The sequence below is a fragment of the Citrobacter sp. MGH110 genome (genome assembly GCF_001037515.1).
Taxonomy (GTDB): domain Bacteria; phylum Pseudomonadota; class Gammaproteobacteria; order Enterobacterales; family Enterobacteriaceae; genus Citrobacter; species Citrobacter portucalensis.
Window position 1 is genome coordinate 301,880 of record NZ_KQ089831.1, and the last position, 19,415, is coordinate 321,294.

The 19,415-nt window shown below is 52.6% G+C and carries 13 protein-coding genes; 3 read left to right on the forward strand and 10 right to left on the reverse strand.

The genetic code is table 11. From position 1 onward, the window contains the following. Positions 1-57: 57 nt before the first annotated feature. The gene (gene cysI, locus SK38_RS17565) at positions 58-1,770 is read right to left on the reverse strand and encodes an assimilatory sulfite reductase (NADPH) hemoprotein subunit (RefSeq protein ID WP_048236677.1); all 1,713 of its coding nucleotides are present in this window, start codon (positions 1,768-1,770) and stop codon (positions 58-60) included. Then, on the reverse strand, positions 1,770-3,569 hold the full coding sequence (gene cysJ, locus SK38_RS17570; protein WP_048236679.1) for an NADPH-dependent assimilatory sulfite reductase flavoprotein subunit: 1,800 nt from the start codon (positions 3,567-3,569) through the stop codon (positions 1,770-1,772). The genes cysI and cysJ overlap by 1 nt, the downstream gene beginning before the upstream one ends. 430 nt (positions 3,570-3,999) lie before the next feature. Here cysJ and queD point away from each other — a divergent pair, with 430 nt between their 5' ends. Continuing rightward, positions 4,000-4,362, forward strand: coding sequence for a 6-carboxytetrahydropterin synthase QueD (gene queD / locus SK38_RS17575; RefSeq protein WP_048236680.1), 363 nt, complete (start codon positions 4,000-4,002; stop codon positions 4,360-4,362). Positions 4,363-4,449: 87 nt separating this feature from the next. Here the strand turns inward: queD and queE are convergent, their stop codons facing one another. The 3 genes from queE to SK38_RS17590 all read right to left on the reverse strand — a co-directional run bounded on the left by queE (position 4,450) and on the right by SK38_RS17590 (position 7,438). Then, the gene (queE, locus tag SK38_RS17580; RefSeq protein WP_003034139.1) at positions 4,450-5,121 is read right to left on the reverse strand and encodes a 7-carboxy-7-deazaguanine synthase QueE; all 672 of its coding nucleotides are present in this window, start codon (positions 5,119-5,121) and stop codon (positions 4,450-4,452) included. A 71-nt stretch (positions 5,122-5,192) separates the two neighbouring features. Further along, positions 5,193-5,882, reverse strand: a complete 690-nt coding sequence (locus tag SK38_RS17585; RefSeq protein ID WP_032944829.1) for an N-acetylmannosamine-6-phosphate 2-epimerase — start codon at positions 5,880-5,882, stop codon at positions 5,193-5,195. Further along, a complete protein-coding gene (locus tag SK38_RS17590) occupies positions 5,882-7,438 on the reverse strand; it encodes a maltose/glucose-specific PTS transporter subunit IIC (RefSeq protein ID WP_048236901.1) in 1,557 nt (518 codons plus the stop codon). The genes SK38_RS17585 and SK38_RS17590 overlap by 1 nt, the downstream gene beginning before the upstream one ends. Before the next feature lie 165 nt (positions 7,439-7,603). Here SK38_RS17590 and SK38_RS17595 point away from each other — a divergent pair, with 165 nt between their 5' ends. Continuing rightward, complete coding sequence (locus SK38_RS17595) at positions 7,604-8,428, forward strand: MurR/RpiR family transcriptional regulator (RefSeq protein WP_048236682.1); 825 nt, start codon at positions 7,604-7,606, stop codon at positions 8,426-8,428. A 55-nt stretch (positions 8,429-8,483) separates the two neighbouring features. Here SK38_RS17595 and eno read toward each other — a convergent pair whose 3' ends face one another. The 5 genes from eno to rlmD form a co-directional block, all read right to left on the reverse strand. Next, entirely contained in the window at positions 8,484-9,782 is a 1,299-nt protein-coding gene (gene eno / locus SK38_RS17600; RefSeq protein WP_003034129.1) for a phosphopyruvate hydratase, read from the reverse strand. 87 nt (positions 9,783-9,869) lie between these two features. Then, positions 9,870-11,507: a glutamine hydrolyzing CTP synthase gene (gene pyrG / locus SK38_RS17605; RefSeq protein ID WP_008785683.1), complete on the reverse strand. Its 1,638-nt coding sequence runs from the start codon at positions 11,505-11,507 to the stop codon at positions 9,870-9,872. A 350-nt stretch (positions 11,508-11,857) separates the two neighbouring features. After that, a complete protein-coding gene (gene mazG, locus SK38_RS17610) occupies positions 11,858-12,649 on the reverse strand; it encodes a nucleoside triphosphate pyrophosphohydrolase (protein WP_003825693.1) in 792 nt (263 codons plus the stop codon). Between the two features lie 130 nt (positions 12,650-12,779). Continuing rightward, positions 12,780-15,014, reverse strand: coding sequence for a GTP diphosphokinase (gene relA, locus SK38_RS17615; RefSeq protein ID WP_003825690.1), 2,235 nt, complete (start codon positions 15,012-15,014; stop codon positions 12,780-12,782). A gap of 100 nt (positions 15,015-15,114) precedes the next feature. After that, on the reverse strand, positions 15,115-16,413 hold the full coding sequence (gene rlmD, locus SK38_RS17620) for a 23S rRNA (uracil(1939)-C(5))-methyltransferase RlmD (protein ID WP_008785684.1): 1,299 nt from the start codon (positions 16,411-16,413) through the stop codon (positions 15,115-15,117). 57 nt (positions 16,414-16,470) lie between these two features. Here rlmD and barA point away from each other — a divergent pair, with 57 nt between their 5' ends. Next, positions 16,471-19,227, forward strand: coding sequence for a two-component sensor histidine kinase BarA (barA, locus tag SK38_RS17625; RefSeq protein WP_048236684.1), 2,757 nt, complete (start codon positions 16,471-16,473; stop codon positions 19,225-19,227). The last annotated feature ends 188 nt before the right edge of the window (positions 19,228-19,415 follow it).

Here is a 19,415-nt window from a genome sequence, read left to right on the forward strand (position 1 = left end):
ATGGCGCTGCGCTTATCAGGCCTACCGATTCAGCAGACCCGATAAGTCAATTTCACATTATTCCCAGAAATCCCGTGCTGGATCGAGCACCGGGCGAATAATGCCCGCACGCACCGTAAAGTCACCGAAGCCTTCACCCGCTTCGCGCTCTTTCGCCCAGCGCCCAATCAGTTCATCCAGCGATGCCAGAATTTCCGGCTCGGTGATGTTCTCTTTAAACATCCGGGGAATACGGGTTCCGATACGGTTGCCCCCTAAATGGAGGTTGTAACGCCCAGGAGCTTTACCCACCAGACCAACTTCCGCCAGCATCGCACGACCACAACCGTTCGGGCAGCCGGTCACACGCATGACAATGTTTTCATCACTCAGGCTGTGCTTCGCCATCAGCGTGTCGATGTTGTCGATAAACGTTGGCAGGAAGCGCTCAGCTTCCGCCATCGCCAGCGGACAGGTCGGGAACGAGACGCAGGCCATCGAGTTTTCACGCTGCGGAGTGACCGCGTTCATTAAGCCACTCTTCTGCGCAATCTTCTCGATCTTCGCCTTTTCACTCTCAGGAACACCGGCAATGATCAGGTTCTGGTTCGCGGTAATGCGGAACTCACCTTTGTGGATCTTCGCGATCTCAAGCAGACCGGTTTTCAGCGGTCGGCCCGGATAATCGAGGATTCGTCCGTTTTCAATAAACAACGTCAGATGCCATTTATTGTCGATCCCTTTCACCCAGCCGATACGATCGCCGCGACCGGTGAACTCGTACGGACGGATCGGCTCAAATTTGATCCCCGCCCGGCGCTCAACTTCAGCTTTAAAGGTCTCAACACCCACGCGTTCCAGCGTGTATTTGGTTTTCGCGTTTTTACGATCGGTACGGTTACCCCAGTCACGCTGCGTGGTCACCACAGCCTCCGCCACGGCCAGCGTATGCTCAAGCGACAGATAACCAAACTCGCTTGCCGTACGGGCATAGGTTTTCTTGTTGCCGTGCTCAATCGACAAACCACCGCCCACCAGCAGGTTAAAGCCCACCAGCTTGCCGTTTTCCGCAATCGCCACAAAGTTCATGTCGTTGGCGTGCAGATCGATGTCGTTCTGCGGTGGGATCACGACCGTGGTTTTAAACTTACGCGGCAGATAGGTTTGACCGAGGATCGGCTCTTCGTCGGTAGTCGCGACTTTTTCCTGATCAAGCCAGATCTCTGCATAGGCGCGGGTGCGCGGCAACAGGTGCTCGGAAATTTTCTTCGCCCATTCATAGGCTTCGGCATGCAGCTCAGATTCATACGGATTCGAGGTGCACAGCACGTTACGGTTCATGTCGTTGGCGGTCGCCAGAGCGTCAAGCCCGACTGAATGCAGCATCTGGTGTACCGGCTTAACATTCTTCTTCAGAATGCCGTGAAACTGGAAGGTCTGACGGTTGGTCAGACGAATGCTGCCGTATATGGTGTTGTCATGGGCGAACTTGTCGATCGCCTGCCACTGTTTGGTGGTGATCACCCCACCCGGCAGACGACAGCGCAGCAGCATCGCGTGACGTGGCTCCAGCTTTTGCTCGGCACGTTCGGCGCGGATATCGCGGTCGTCCTGCTGGTACATACCGTGAAAACGGATCAGCAGGAAGTTGTCGCCTTTAAACCCGCCGGTCAGGCCGTCGTTTAAATCTTCGGCAATGGTACCGCGCAGATAGTTGCTTTCCAGCTTCATACGCTCAGCGTCGGACAGTTTGCCTTCGACCACCAATGGTCCTGGATGTTTTTCGCTCATTAGTAGACATCTCGCTGATAACGGCGCTCAATGCGCAGCTCACTTAAAAATTCATCCGCCGCTTCGATATCCATACCACCGAATTCGGCAATCACTTCCAACAACGCCTGCTCAACGTCTTTCGCCATGCGATTGGCGTCGCCACAGACATAAATGTGCGCACCGTCGTTAATCCAGCGCCACAGTTCCGCGCCCTGTTGGCGCAGTTTATCTTGTACGTAGACTTTTTCTTTTTGATCGCGGGACCAGGCGAGATCGATACGGCTCAGTACGCCCTCTTTGACGTAACGCTGCCATTCCACCTGATACAGGAAATCTTCGGTAAAGTGTGGGTTACCAAAAAACAGCCAGTTTTTGCCTTCGGCTCCGTCAGCCGCACGTTGCTGCATGAATGCACGGAACGGCGCAATCCCCGTACCCGGTCCAATCATAATTACCGGCGTCTTCGGGTTCGCCGGCAGACGGAAGTTGTCGTTGTGTTCAATGAACACGCGAACTTCACCTTCTTCTTCCACGCGGTCGGCGAGGAAACTGGAAGCACCACCAGCACGGGCGCGACCTTCTATCTCATAACGCACCACGCCCACGGTGACGTGCACTTCGCTTTCCACTTCCGCCTGGGAAGAAGCAATGGAGTACAAACGCGGCGTCAGCGGACGCAGAAGATCAACTAACGCCTGAGCATCCAGTTGTGCCGGAGAGAAGCGCACCATATCGACGATGGGCGTGGTTGCGGCGTAATGCTGCAACTGTGCTTTGTCACCCACTAACGGCAGCAAAGTTTCGCTGCGGGTTAAGGTGGCATAGTTCTCTACGATATTGCCGGTGTTAACCGTCAGCTCGAAATGCCACTGCAACGCTTCAGCGAGGGACAGGGTTTTTCCTTCAACCGTGACCGGCTCATCACCTTTCAGCCACAGAAGTTCAACCAGTTCTTTAACCAGAGCCGGGTCATTCTGATACCAGACGCCCAGCGCATCGCCCGGCTGATAACGCAGGCCGGAATCGCCTAAATCAATTTCAATATGGCGCACGTCTTTTTCAGAGTCGCGGCCGGTAATTTTTTGATTCACCGCAAGGGACGCCGTCAGCGGCGCTTCTTTGGTGTATGGGCTGGTGTGTACTTCATTTACTGCACCGCTCGCGGCAACTTGCACAGACGGTGCCGCAGGCGCACGCGCTTTCAGAACATCAACGAGGCGAGCACGCCACTGCGTGGCGGCGGCCTGGTATTCAACGTCGGCATCGACGCGATCGAGCAGACGTTCACCGCCCAGCTCAGCCAGTTTCGCATCGAAGTCTTTTCCTGCCTGGCAGAAAAACTCATAAGAGGTATCGCCAAGACCAAACACGGCAAAAGCGGTGTTATCAAGCTTCGGCGCTTTTTTCGAGAACAGGAATTTATGCAACGCCACGGCTTCTTCCGCCGGTTCACCTTCCCCTTGCGTCGACGCCACCACGATCAGCAGTTTTTCATTGGCGATTTGTTTGAATTTATAGTCGCCAGCGTTGATGAGAGTGACGTTGAGCTTCGCGGCGATCAGATCATCGCGCAGGGCTTCCGCCACACGGCGCGCATTACCGGTTTGCGAGGCGGAGATAAGCGTAATGCCAGGCATTTCAGCGACAGGCGCAGTCGCCACCGCGTTGCTGCCAGGCTGCTGATTCAGCACGCCCCAAAAATAGCCAGAAACCCACGCAAGTTGTGCGGGAGTGAAATCGGTCGTGGCCGCCTGAAGGCGTGCCAGTTGCTCCGGGTTTAGCGGTAGCAAAGCGGAAGGTGGGGCCTGTGTCGTCATGCGTTGTCATGTTCCAGTAAGCAAAGCGGATTTCAGCAATAAAACCCAAACTGAAGATAAGGTTAACGGCGGGGATAGTAACAATTAAAGAAGGGATGGAAATAACAAATAACCAAATGGACTAACCTGTTTTAGTTATAGTTATTAACTGCAAAACAGATTATATAAGCATTTGATATATAAATAATTAACCAATATTGGTTGTATGAATATGTAGCTTTGGTACTGAGCATCCTTTTATACACTAAATAATTTAAGATGCATCGAGGCGGCAACTGAGCAAGTCCCCAGGAGCTTACATGAGTAAGTGACTGGGGCGAGCAAAGGCAGCCAACAAAGAAGCAGCTTAAAGAATGACGTGTATAAATAATGATAAAATTTGCTCTTTACGGTACCCTACCGCGGTTTTTCGCATTCTTGAGAGTAAAAAATGTCCACCACCTTGTTTAAAGATTTCACCTTCGAAGCCGCTCACCACCTGCCGCATGTACCGGAAGGGCATAAGTGTGGCCGCCTGCATGGTCACTCATTTATGGTGCGTCTTGAAATTACCGGTGAAGTCGATCCGCATACCGGTTGGATCATGGATTTTGCTGAGTTAAAAGCCGCGTTTAAGCCGATTTACGACAGACTCGATCACTACTATTTGAACGATATTCCTGGCTTAGAAAATCCAACCAGCGAAGTGCTGGCCAAATGGATTTGGGATCAGGTTAAACCTGTGGTCCCTCTGCTGAGTGCCGTAATGGTGAAAGAGACCTGCACAGCGGGCTGCGTATACCGCGGCGAGTGATTATAGGCTGGATGGCAATGCGTCTTATCCGGCCTGCAACGAGCAACAAACTCTGGCCGGGTAAGCGAAACGCCCCCGGCACAGTTATCAGGCAATATTCAGATACTTATGGGTCTGCATCGACAGACGCCAGTTACGCGCAATACAGGTATCAATGCACAAACGCGTCGCATCTTCTTTCTGGCTGATTGGCTGTAAGGCGATGATTCGCGGTTTGTCGTCACTCAACGTCGCCAGCAGTTCATCCAGCGCTTCAATATCGCGGACACGGCCAACCGGATGCTTGATTTCATTCGCGCGCTCCAGCGCCTGTGACAGCACATCATAGCCACCGCGCATATTCACCTTCGGCGATACGGTCACCCAGGTATTCGGCGTACAGCGTACTTCGTGCGTGCCGCTGGTCTCAATCTGGCAGCTAAAGCCGTTCTTTTCCAGCAGGTCAGTCAGCGGCATCAGGTCATGAATGCAGGGCTCGCCACCGGTGATCACCACGTGACGGGCGGTATAGCCCTGACGCGAAATGACCGCCAGCAGATCTTCGCTGCTCGCAGCACCCCATTTATCGCTTTCTTTGGTCTTGGCCAGGATGCTGTACAGGGAGACTTCCCGATCCTCAAGCTTATCCCAGGTGTGTTTGGTATCGCACCAGGCACAGCCAACCGGGCATCCCTGTAAACGAATAAAAATGGCGGGGACGCCGGTAAAGTAACCCTCACCTTGCAGGGTCTGGAACATCTCGTTAATCGGGTACTGCATAGCGCTCTCAATATGGGGATAAACGATAATTATCGCAGATCCCCGCCAAAGTATCATGCCCCATCGATGCTTTACGAGGCGATCGCTGCGACAAAGCGTGCCGTTATCTGCTGCGGACGCGTGATAGCCCCACCAACCACCACGGTATGGGCGCCTAATGCCAGGCATCGTGCAGCACGTTCAGGGGTATCAACGTTCCCTTCCGCCACAACCGGTACGCTAACCGCAGCCAACACATCACGTAAAAAACCGCAGTCGTTTTCCGCCAGCACATGCCCGGCAGTATCAGCGGTATAGCCGTAGAGCGTAGTGCCCACACAGTCAAAACCCAGGCGCTCAGCGGTCACCGCTTCGTCTACGGTGGCAATATCCGCCATCAGCAGTACGGACGGATAGCGAGCACGGATCTGCGTAACCAGTTCTTCCAGCGTTTGCCCACCGGGGCGCGGGCGCGCTGTCGCATCCAGAGCAATAATTTCCGGCTCAACGGTCATCAGTTCATCGACTTCCTGCAAAGTGGCCGTGATAAACACATCGCTACCCGGATAATCACGCTTGATAATCCCAATCACCGGCAGGGAGACGCTCTCTTTGATCGCGCGAATGTCCACCACGCTGTTCGCACGAATACCTACCGCACCGCCCTGCGCTGCCGCCAGCGCCATACGTGACATAATAAACGGGCTGTGCAGAGGCTCATTTTCCAGCGCCTGACAGGAGACAATTAATTTACCTTTCAGGGAATCCAGTACAGTTTTCATTACGATAAGATCTCTTCGACTTCGTTTTTAATGATGGTGACATGCGGGCCATAAATCACCTGAACCCCGTTGCCGCGAATAATTACGCCACGGGCCCCGGTCGCTTTCAGCGCCGCTTCATCGACCTTGCTGCTCTCTTTCACCGTCACGCGCAGGCGTGTGGCACAACAATCCACCTCTTCCAGATTCTCTTTACCTCCCAGCCCGGCGATCACTGCCGCTGCTCGCTCACTCTGCGGCAGGCCGGATTCAGTCGGCGCTGCGTTTTCACGACCTGGTGTCAACCAGTTAAAGCGGTTAATCAAATAGCGGAAGGTGAAGTAGTAAAGGAAGAACCACGGGATCCCCACCATGGGGACGTACATCCAGTTGGTTTTAGCTTCCCCCTGTAGCACGCCGAAGAGGAGGAAATCGATAAGCCCACCCGAAAAGGTTTGCCCGATGGTGATATGTAAAATATGCGCGATCATAAACGCCAGACCATCGAAGAAGGCGTGAATGACGTATAACACGGGTGCGACAAACAGGAATGAGAACTCGATAGGCTCAGTGATCCCTGTCAGGAAAGAGGTCAGTGCCGCAGACAACAGCAGACCGGCGACAAGTTTTCTGTTCTCAGGCTTGGCGGTGTGGTACATCGCCAGACATGCGCCAAGCAGGCCAAACATCATGGTGATGAAGCGCCCTGACATAAAGCGCGAGGTGCCCGCATAGAACTGCTGCGTATTCGGATCGGCAAGTTGCGCGAAGAAAATACGCTGCGTACCTTCAACTAACTGGCCGTTGACGATTTCACTACCGCCAAGCGCCGTCGTCCAGAACGGCAAATAGAAGATATGGTGTAACCCCAGTGGGCCAAGCATACGCAGGATGAAGCCGTACAACAGCGTCCCCAGATAGCCTGTCGCATCCACCAGACCACCCAGTCCAAAAATGAGTTTCTGGAAATGCGGCCAAACCACCGTCATGACCGCACCCACGACAATCGCGGCAAGGGAGCTAATAATCGGTACAAAGCGCGAACCGCTGAAGAAACCAAGGAACTGAGGTAATGAGACTTTATTGAAACGGCTATGCAGCGCGCAGGTGACAAGCCCAATCACCACCCCACCGAACACCCCCGTTTCCAGTGTCTGAATACCCAGCGTCATCCCCTGGCCTACGGCACCGGGATTCTCGTGTGCCAGCGTTCCGTTGAGCGTCAATAAAGCGTTGATGGTGGCGTTCATCACCAGAAATGCCAGCAATGCCGCAAGCCCAGCGGTGCCTTTATCCGTTTTAGCCAGTCCTACTGCAACACCCACCGCAAAGAGCACCGACAGGTTGGCAAACACAATAGAACCTGCGCTGGTCATGATCGTGAAGATTGCCTGTAACCAGTCAACGTCCAAAAACGGATAAGCAGTCAATGTGTTTGGATTCGACAGCGCGCCGCCAATCCCTAACAACAGCCCCGCAGCGGGCAGTACCGCAATCGGCAGCATGAACGATTTGCCGAACCGCTGTGCCTTTTCGAACCATGCGCCCGATGAAGCGCCGCTAAACATTTGCATCATTTTTTCATCTCCCCGATTAATGATGAAAATTTTTACCACATTTAATTTGTAAAATGAAAATTATCATCAAAATCCAGGAAGTCGATCATACTTTTTTAAAATGACTGGCATCTCTCCCCTGCTTTCCGCCACACTATCAACAGAGAAACGCATTAAGGATTTTGCATGTCAGAAAATGAAAACCTGCTGCTGAGATTGCGCCAGGGCGTTGACGGATATAGCCGAACACAGCAGAAGCTGGGAGAGTTTGTGCTCAGCGATCCGGCAAAAGTTGTCTACCTGACGATTACCGAACTGGCGCGTGAAAGCGACACCAGCGAGGCGAGCGTCACACGTCTGTGCCGCGCACTAGGGTGTAAGGGTTATAACGAATTCAAAATGGCGCTGGCACTCGATCTCCAGCAAGGACAGCCGGTAGAGCACAGCGGAGATGAGATTGACAATGTGGTCAATGAATCCGTACAAGCGCTGCAGGACACAGCAAAATTACTCGACAGGACATTACTGGAATCCGCCGCTTTGGCGCTGCATCAGGCCCAGTCGGTACAGATTTATGGCGTAGCGGCCAGCGCTATTCTGGGTGAGTATTTACATTACAAACTCCTGCGCCTCGGCAAACCTGCACAATTGTTCAGTGACATGCATCGTGCAGCCATGAACGCCACAACGCTTAACAAAGACACGCTGGTGGTAGCGATTTCCAGTTCAGGTTCGACGCGCGATCTACTGCATGTCGTTAAACTGGCGCGTAAGCAAGGCGTGCGCGTACTGGCGTTAAGTAATACGCCGCGCAGCCCGTTGGCTTCGCTGAGTGATATTCAGCTGGTCGCAGCCAAACCGGAAGGTCCGTTGAGTGCTGGCGCGCTAAATGCCAAGGTGGGAGTGATGCTGTTAGTAGAACTGCTCACCACGTCGCTGATTGCGCTGGATGAAAAGTACAGTAATGTGAGCCAGCAAACCGCCAGCGCGACCCTTCCTCTACTGCTTTAAGAGCATAAAAAAACCCGCCGCAGCGGGTTTTTACGTTAAGAGCTAAAGAACAGGATTACGCCTGACCTTTGATCTCTTTACGACCGTTGTACGGTGCTTGTTCACCCAGAGCTTCTTCGATACGAATCAGCTGGTTGTACTTAGCAACGCGGTCAGAACGGCTCATAGAACCAGTTTTGATCTGGCCTGCAGCGGTACCAACAGCCAGGTCAGCAATGGTAGCGTCTTCAGTTTCGCCAGAACGGTGAGAGATGACAGCGGTGTAGCCAGCGTCTTTCGCCATTTTGATCGCAGCCAGAGTTTCGGTCAGAGAACCGATCTGGTTGAATTTGATCAGGATGGAGTTAACGATGCCTTTTTCGATGCCTTCTTTCAGGATCTTGGTGTTAGTTACGAACAGATCGTCACCAACCAGCTGGATTTTGTCGCCCAGTACTTTAGTCTGGTATGCGAAACCGTCCCAGTCAGACTCGTCCAGACCATCTTCGATGGACACGATCGGGTACTGTTTGGTCAGTTCTTCCAGGAAGTGAGTAAATTCTTCGGAGGTGAATGCTTTGTTGCCTTCGCCAGCCAGAACGTATTTACCGTCTTTGTAGAATTCAGACGCTGCACAGTCCATCGCCAGGGTGATGTCTTTGCCCAGCTCGTAGCCAGCTGCTTTAACCGCTTCAGCGATTACAGCCAGAGCTTCAGCGTTGGAACCCAGGTTCGGCGCGTAGCCGCCTTCGTCACCAACTGCGGTGTTCATACCTTTAGCTTTCAGAACTTTAGCCAGGTTGTGGAACACTTCAGAACCCATACGAACGGCTTCTTTCAGAGTCTTAGCGCCAACCGGCTGAATCATGAATTCCTGGATGTCGACGTTGTTGTCAGCGTGCTCACCACCGTTGATGATGTTCATCATCGGAACCGGCATGGAGTATTTACCCGGAGTACCGTTCAGTTCAGCGATGTGTGCATACAGCGGCAGGCCTTTTGCAGCAGCTGCTGCTTTGGCGTTCGCCAGGGACACAGCCAGGATGGCGTTTGCACCGAAGTTGGATTTGTTTTCAGTACCGTCCAGATCGATCATGATCTTGTCGATGCCAGCCTGATCTTTAGCATCTTTACCCAGCAGAGCCTGAGCAATTGGGCCGTTAACAGCTGCAACAGCTTTCAGTACGCCTTTACCCATGAAACGGGATTTGTCGCCATCGCGCAGTTCCAGTGCTTCGCGGGAACCAGTAGAAGCACCTGACGGAGCTGCTGCCATACCAACGAAACCACCTTCTAGGTGTACTTCGGCTTCAACAGTCGGGTTACCACGGGAGTCGATGATTTCACGACCGATGATTTTAACGATTTTGGACATTAGATTTTCCTCAGTACAAGTTAAACTAAAACTCCAGACAAACAATGCACCCTAATGGGTGCATTGCCGTTCTAACTTATTTACTTCTTACTTCGCCTGACGCTTCTGATGTTCACTGGCGGCTTTCACAAAGCCGGCAAACAGCGGGTGCCCATCACGTGGCGTGGAAGTAAATTCCGGGTGGAACTGACAGGCCACGAACCACGGATGATTCGGTACCTCAATGATCTCGACCAACTGATCATCACCGGAACGGCCTGCAATACGCAGACCCGCAGCTTCAATCTGTTTCAACAGCATATTGTTGACTTCGTAACGGTGGCGATGGCGTTCAACAATTGTCGGCGCGCCGTACAGTTGACGAACCAGGCTATCGTCGCTCAACTGACACTGCTGCGCGCCAAGGCGCATTGTGCCGCCCAGATCGCTCTTCTCGGTACGGATTTCGACGTTGCCGTCTTCATCGCGCCATTCGGTAATCAGGGCCACCACCGGGTACTTACAGTCTGGCACAAATTCCGTGGAGTTGGCGTTATCCATACCCACTACGTTACGTGCAAACTCAATCAACGCAACCTGCATACCCAGGCAAATGCCCAGATAAGGAATATTGTTCTCACGCGCAAAGCGCGCCGTCGCGATTTTACCTTCAACACCACGGTAGCCGAAGCCGCCTGGGATCAGGATTGCATCAAGACCTTTCAGGATCTCAACGCCACGCGTTTCGACATCTTGCGAATCGATCAGCTTGATGTTGACGGTGACACGATTCTTCAGACCACCGTGCTTCAGCGCTTCGATAACTGACTTATAGGCATCCGGCAGTTCAATGTACTTGCCGACCATACCGATAGTCACTTCGCCTGCCGGATTCGCTTCTTCGTAGATAACCTGTTCCCATTCTGACAGATTAGCTTCCGGACAGTTCAAGCTGAATCGTTTACAAATATAATCGTCAAGGCCCTGAGATTTCAACAGGCCCGGGATTTTATAGATGGAATCGACATCTTTCAGAGAAATCACCGCTTTTTCCGGAACGTTACAGAACAATGCAATTTTTGCACGTTCATTAGCCGGAACTGCGCGATCGGAGCGGCAAATCAGGATATCTGGCTGAATACCGATAGAAAGCAGCTCTTTTACAGAGTGCTGAGTCGGTTTAGTTTTGACTTCACCAGCCGCCGCCATGTACGGAACCAGCGTCAGATGCATAAACAGCGTGTGCTCACGGCCAATTTCTACGGCCATCTGGCGAATCGCTTCAAGGAACGGCAGAGATTCGATATCCCCAACGGTTCCGCCGATTTCGACCAGAACAACATCATGACCTTCACCGCCTTCCAGAACGCGCTCTTTAATGGCATTCGTGATGTGCGGGATAACCTGAACTGTTGCGCCCAGGTAGTCGCCACGGCGCTCTTTACGCAGAACGTCGGAGTAGATACGACCCGTAGTGAAGTTGTTGCGGCGGCTCATTTTGGTACGAATGAAACGCTCATAGTGACCCAGGTCCAGGTCGGTTTCAGCGCCGTCTTCGGTAACGAACACTTCCCCGTGTTGGATTGGGCTCATAGTACCTGGATCGACGTTGATGTACGGATCCAGTTTCATCATGGTTACATTGAGGCCACGGGCTTCAAGAATGGCTGCCAGGGAGGCTGCGGCAATGCCTTTTCCCAGAGAGGATACGACCCCGCCGGTCACAAAAATATAGTTCGTTGTCATGCTGGACCTGAGAAGTTAGGGTGAAACGATGGAATTACCAAGACGGGAAAGTAGTATACCCGAACATGACGAGCGCCACAAACTTTCATTATCCCCTCTCCTTCGTTCTTCAAGCCGCACCGGTGTTGGCTTCCTTCACTCACCCCAGTCACATAGCATTTCTATGTTCCTGGGGATTCTTTCAGTCGCCGCCTTGTTGCGACTCGAATAACTCGAAGAGGCAGTATACAAGGTGTTTCATCAACATAACGGGAAGAGAAAATAGCCTCTTTTGGGTAAATGTTTTTGACGTAAATCAAGCGCTTGTTATTTAAAAAATCACACAAATCGCCCTTGACCGACGAAATCCCTTAGAGATCAATTTCCTGCCGTTTTACCTGTTGCCAGACTTCTTCCATAGTTTCCAGATCAACACCAGTCATTTCCAAACCGCGCGAAGCCACAATTCGCTCAACTTCACGAAAACGCCGCTCAAACTTCTCGTTCGCTTTCTGCAATGCGGTCTCTGCTTTAGTGCCTAAATGCCGGGCCATATTAACCGTAGCAAACAGCAGATCGCCCATTTCCTCCTCCAGTTTAGCCTGGTCGACAACAGCCTGCTTAGCCTCAAACATGACTTCGTCGATCTCTTCGTAAACCTTGTCGACAACCGGTCCTAACGTTTTCCAGTCGAAGCCAACATTTGAGCAGCGTTTCTGGATTTTTTGGGCGCGCATTAATGCCGGTAAACTGCGGGGAATATCGTCGAGTGCGGAATGCTGTGCCTTCTGGGCGCGTTCTTCACTTTTGATTTTTTCCCAACGGGTCAAAACCTCAGTACTGTTACTGGCAGAAACATCAGCAAAAACATGTGGATGACGGCGTTCAAGTTTATCGCTTATCGCAGCACAAATATCATCGAAGTTGAAGCGCCCTTCTTCCTGCGCCATCTGGGCGTAAAACACCACCTGGAACAGCAGGTCGCCCAGCTCTCCGCGCAGGTCGTCAAAGTCTTCACGCGCAATCGCGTCCAGCACTTCATAGGTTTCTTCGAGGGTGTAAGGGGCAATAGTGGAGAATGTCTGCTCTTTGTCCCACGGACAGCCGTTTTCCGGGTCGCGCAGGCGCTGCATAATACCGAGCAGTCGGTCGATTTGATTCATTGGGATATCCTGAAATTTCAATACAGTAGACCGGATAAGGCGATAGCCGACATCCGGCAACATAGCAATGCCTGATGGCAACGCTAACGCGTCTTATCAGGCCTACAAGGTTATCCGGCCTACAAAATCATTAATTACCGTGCAAGCGACGTGCGTCGATCACATCCGGTACCTGGTTCAGTTTGCCGAGCACGCGCCCGAGCACCTGCAGGTTATAAATTTCGATGGTCATATCGATGGTGGCCAGCTGTTGTTTGGTATCACTTCGGCTGGCAACTCCCAGCACGTTCACCTTCTCGTTGGCGAGAATCGTGGTGATATCACGTAACAAACCGCTGCGATCGTTGGCCTGGACGCGAACCACCAGCGAATACCCTGCCGAGTAGCTTTCGCCCCAGACTGCATCAACAATACGTTCCGGCGCATGGGAGCGCAGCTCAGCCAGCTGTTCACAATCCGCCCGGTGCACGGAAATACCACGTCCCTGGGTAATAAATCCGACAATCTCATCGCCTGGAATCGGCTGGCAGCAGCGGGCGATGTGGTGCATCAGGTTACCTACCCCTTCCACCACCACACGACCGTCGTCTTTACGACGGCTCTGCGGTGCCTGCGTTTTCTGCTGAAGCTGTTTCAGCGCGGCGGCATCCTGTTCGGCAGCACTTGGCTTATTAAACTGCGCCTGCAGGAAGTTCACCATTTGGTTGAGGCGGATGTCTCCTCCGCCAATCGCCGCCAGCAACTCGTCCAGCTCATTGAAGCTGTAGCGCGGTAGCAGGTGTTTTTCCGCCTCTTTCAGGCTGATACCTAAATGCGCCAGCTCATCGTCGAGGATCTGGCGACCAGCAAGGATGTTTTTGTCGCGGTCCTGTTTACGGAACCAGGCGTGGATCTTCGAACGCCCACGACTGGTGGTTACGTAGCCAAGGTTAGGATTCAGCCAGTCGCGGCTTGGGTTTGGCTGTTTCTGGGTGATAATTTCAATTTGATCGCCCATCTGCAGCTGGTAGGTAAACGGTACGATGCGCCCACCAATTTTCGCGCCAATGCATCGATGCCCCACATCGCTATGAATGTGGTAAGCAAAATCGAGCGGCGTGGAGCCCGCAGGTAAGTCTACAACGTCCCCTTTTGGCGTAAAGACGTACACGCGGTCATCAAAGACCTGGCTACGGACTTCATCCAGCATTTCACCGGAATCCGCCATCTCTTCCTGCCAGGCAATCAGCTTACGCAGCCACGCAATGCGATCTTCATGACCAGAACGCGCCGCGCCTGAAGCGGTGCCCTCCTTGTACTTCCAGTGCGCCGCGACGCCCAGTTCGGCATCTTCGTGCATCTGTTTGGTACGGATCTGAATTTCGATGGTTTTCCCGCCCGGCCCCAGTACAACCGTATGGATTGACTGGTAGCCATTGGGTTTCGGATTAGCAACGTAATCATCGAACTCATCCGGCAGATGGCGATAGTGAGTATGTACTATCCCGAGTGCGGCATAGCAGTCCTGTAAACGCTCTGCCACGATACGCACTGCGCGTACATCGAACAGTTCATCGAAGGCCAACTGCTTTTTCTGCATTTTGCGCCAGATGCTGTAGATATGCTTCGGACGTCCATACACTTCGGCTTTGACGCCTTCCGTTTTCATCTCTGAGCGCAAATGACCGACGAACTCATCAATGTAATGTTCCCTGTCGATACGACGTTCATGCAGCAGCTTGGCAATGCGTTTGTATTCAGCCGGGTGCAGATAACGGAAGCAATAATCTTCCAGCTCCCATTTTAATTGCCCGATTCCCAAACGGTTGGCCAGCGGTGCATAGATATTGGTGCACTCTTTTGCCGCCAGAACGCGTTCATCTTCCGGCGCATCTTTCACTTCACGCAGATGGGCAATCCGCTCTGCCAGCTTGATGACCACACAGCGGAAGTCATCCACCATTGCCAGCAGCATGCGACGGACGTTATCGACCTGCTCGGAAGAAACTGAATCGGTATGCGTGGCTTTAAGCTGGCGTATTGCCGCCATATCACGCACACCGTGGATAAGATGAACAATGGATTTGCCCACGCTCTCGCGCAGGATGTCTTCACTGACCACATTGGCATCAGCCAGAGGGAACAGCATTGCTGCACGCAGCGTGTCGATATCCATGCTCAACATAGAGAGAATTTCTACCATCTCCACGCCACGCCACAGCAGCAGATCCGCATCCGGATGCCCCTGTGTCTGCTGGAGGCAGTACGCCCAGGTTTCGGCTAAGCGTTCACACGACTGCTGGCTGGAGATCCCCAGACTCGCGATCCATTTCTTTGGATCAAACTCACCAGCTTTATTTATATGTGCACTTCTTACCGCAACCATTGTCCTCTCCTTAAGGGGCCAGGCCTGTCGAAGTCGACAAGCCCTACCCATTGTCTTTCATGCTGCATTACAACCCGAAATCCAATGGGTACAAAATTCATTACAAACGCTCAAACAGGACCATTGATTCCAGGTGTCCAGTGTGCGGAAACATATCGAGCATCGCCAGTCGCCGTATGGCGTATCCAGCGTTGAGCAAAGCATCGCTGTCACGAGCCAGCGTTGCTGGGTTACAGGATACATAAACAACGCGTATAGGTTCTAATTTTATAATATGTTGCATCACACCTGCAGCCCCCGCACGCGCAGGATCGAGCAATACTTTGTCGAATCCGTTTTTCGCCCACGGCTGTCGGGTAACATCTTCCTCAAGGTTTTCATGAAAGAATGTCACATTGTGTAATCCGTTATTCAGCGCGTTTTCTCGGCCTTTTTCCACCAACGCAGGAACACCTTCTACGCCAACCACGCTTGCTGCCCGAGTTGCCAGCGGTAGGGTAAAATTTCCCATGCCACAGAACAGATCGAGTACACGATCTTCAGGTTGCACATCAAGCCATTCCAGCGCACGGGCGACCATTTGTTGGTTTACCCCTTCATTGACCTGAATAAAATCGCGCGGGCTGAAGGTTAACCGTAGTCCATTTGAATCATACCAGGGCGATTCTTCTGATATTGATTCCAGTATCTCGCTTTGCGGGGCCAGAAACAAAGACAGCCCCTGAGAATGCGAAAAGCATTCCAGTTTTTCTTTATCCGCAGCACTCAATGGCGCCGTGTGGCGCAAAATCATCAGGGTTCCGCTTCCCGCCTGCACCAGTTCGACATGGCCAAGATGGCGTAACCCTTGCAGACTTTCCAGACACGCTCTGAGATGGGGCAATAACGCCTCAAGCTGGGGCACCAAAATAGGGCATTGTTTGACATCGATAATGTCGCTGGAACCGGATTTGCGAAACCCCATCTGCAATTTTTGTTCTTTTGGCCGATAGTTCAGACTCAAACGTGCGCGACGACGATAGCCCCACGGGGCATCAGCTATAACATCCGACACCTCACATTTCATTAAACGCGACAACGCTGCGCTTTTGCTACGCTGCTGCAATGAGATGCTGGCATGCTGCTGCTGGCAACCGCCGCACACGCCAAAATGCGGGCAACGTGGCACTTCACGCTGTGGGCTGTCGTTTAAACGTCGTTTTACTTGCGCGCGGGCAAACTGTTTTTTATCTTCGGTAATCACCACCTCGGCGCTTTCCTGGGGTAGCAATTCCGGTATAAACAACGCCTTTCCGTTATGGCGAGCGACGCCCTGACCAAAAGGATCGAGGTCATTGACGGTAACGGTTATGATCTGACGCGTCGTCACGCGTCGTTTTGCAGAGTAGAATTGCGCCATCGACGAGATATTTCTCTATTTAACAGTGTGACCCTAATTGTCCCATAACGGAACTCCATGACCAACTACAGCCTGCGCGCACGCATGATGATTCTGATCCTGGCCCCGACCGTCCTGATAGGTTTGTTGCTCAGTATCTTTTTTGTTGTGCATCGCTATAACGACTTGCAGCGTCAACTGGAAGATGCTGGTGCCAGCATCATTGAACCACTCGCGGTCTCCAGCGAATATGGCATGAACCTGCAAAACAGGGAATCCATCGGCCAGCTTATCAGCGTGCTGCATCGTCGCCATTCCGATATCGTGCGGGCTATTTCTGTTTATGACGAAAATAACCGACTTTTCGTCACTTCTAATTTTCATCTCGATCCGTCTGAAATGCAGTTGGCGACAGGTTCACCGTTTCCCCGGAAGCTGAGCGTCACCCGGCACGGGGATATCATGATCCTGCGAACCCCTATTATATCGGAAAGCTATTCACCGGATGAATCCGCCGTAAGCGACGCCAAAAACACCAAAAATATGCTGGGGTATGTGGCGCTTGAGCTGGACCTTAAGTCCGTACGATTGCAGCAGTACAAAGAGATCTTTATCTCCAGCGTAATGATGCTGTTTTGTATTGGTATTGCGTTAATTTTCGGCTGGCGTCTAATGCGCGACGTGACCGGCCCGATTCGCAATATGGTGAATACCGTTGACCGAATACGTAGAGGACAGCTCGACAGCCGCGTGGAAGGTTTCATGCTGGGCGAGCTGGATATGCTCAAAAATGGTATCAACTCGATGGCGATGTCTCTCGCGGCCTACCATGAAGAGATGCAGCACAACATCGATCAGGCCACCTCTGACCTGCGCGAAACGCTGGAGCAGATGGAAATCCAGAACGTCGAGCTGGATCTGGCGAAGAAACGCGCCCAGGAAGCGGCACGTATTAAGTCTGAGTTTCTGGCAAACATGTCCCACGAGCTGCGAACACCGCTGAATGGCGTGATTGGCTTCACCCGTCTGACGCTAAAAACCGAACTCAACACCACACAGCGCGATCACCTGAATACCATTGAACGCTCGGCTAACAATCTGCTGGCCATCATCAATGATGTACTCGACTTCTCCAAACTTGAGGCGGGCAAGCTGATTCTGGAAAGCATTCCGTTCCCGCTGCGCAGCACGCTGGATGACGTCGTTACGCTGTTAGCGCATTCATCCCATGATAAAGGGCTTGAGCTGACGCTGAATATTAAGAATGACGTACCGGACAACGTCATCGGTGACCCGCTGCGTTTACAGCAGGTGATCACCAATCTGGTCGGCAACGCCATCAAATTTACCGAAGGCGGCAACATCGACATTCTGGTCGAGAAGCGAGCCCTTAGTAACACGAAAGTGCAAATTGAAGTACAAATCCGCGATACCGGGATCGGTATTCCTGAGCGCGATCAATCCCGTCTGTTCCAGGCTTTCCGTCAGGCGGATGCCAGTATTTCCCGGCGTCATGGCGGAACCGGGCTAGGTCTGGTCATTACGCAAAAACTGGTCAACGAAATGGGTGGGGATATCTCCTTCCACAGCCAACCTAATCGGGGTTCCACGTTCTGGTTCCATATCAGCCTCGATCTCAACCCTAACGTGCTTATTGATCGTTCGACAACCCGATGCCTTGCCGGTAAACGACTGGCCTACGTCGAACCTAACGCCACCGCCGCACAATGCACGTTAGATATCTTGAGTGAAACACCGCTGGAGGTGATTTACAGCCCTTCGTTCTCCGGGTTGCCAGCGGAGCACTACGACATTCTGTTGCTGGGCATTCCGGTCACTTTGCGCGAACCACTCACCATGCAGCATGAGCGGCTGGCAAGCGCAGCAGCGATGTCCGACTTCCTGTTGCTAGCCTTGCCTTGTCATGCACAAATTAACGCTGAGAAATTGAAACAGGGCGGCGCAGCGGCGTGTCTGTTGAAACCTCTCACCTCAACCCGCTTACTGCCCGCGCTGACAGAGTATTGTCAGCTGAACCACAGCGCGGATCCGCTGCTGATAGATGAAAGCAAAATTGCGATGACCGTCATGGCGGTAGACGACAACCCGGCGAACCTCAAGCTGATTGGCGCATTGCTGGAAGATAAGGTACAGCACGTCGTGCTGTGTGACAGCGGGCATCAGGCGGTGGATCGCGCCAGACAAATGCCGTTTGACCTGATCCTGATGGATATTCAGATGCCAGACATGGACGGTATTCGTGCCTGCGAACTAATCCACCAGCTTCCTCATCAACAGCAGACACCGGTCATTGCGGTCACCGCACACGCCATGGCCGGGCAGAAAGAGAAGCTGCTCAGCGCCGGGATGAACGATTACCTGGCGAAGCCTATCGAGGAAGATAAGCTGCATAATCTGCTGTTACGTTACAAACCGGGCGCAAGCACATCGATGCGGGCGCTCACCGCAGAACCTCTTGAGCCGGTCGTCAATCCGAACACGACGCTCGACTGGCAACTGGCATTAAGGCAAGCCGCGGGTAAGAACGATTTGGCGCGAGATATGCTGCAAATGCTGATCGATTTTCTGCCTGAGGTGCGTAACAAAATCGAAGAGCAACTGGTCGGAGAGAACCCCGAAGGGCTGGTGGATATGATTCACAAGCTGCACGGCAGTTGCGGCTATAGTGGTGTCCCCCGCATGAAAAACCTGTGTCAGCTCATTGAACAACAGCTACGCAGTGGAACCAAAGAAGAAGAGCTGGAACCTGAATTTTTAGAGCTTCTGGATGAAATGGACAACGTTGCGCGCGAAGCGAAACGGATATTGGGGTGATATTCGCCGGATGCGGCGTAAACGCCTTATCCGGCCTACAGGTTTCGCTGCTTACCGTAGAGCCGATAAGCGTCGTGCATCGGGCAGTAAACGCCTTATCCAGCCTACAGGCTTCGCTGTTTGCCGTAGGCCCGATAAGCGTCGCGCATCGGGCAGTAAACGCCTTATCCGGCCTACAGGTTTCACTG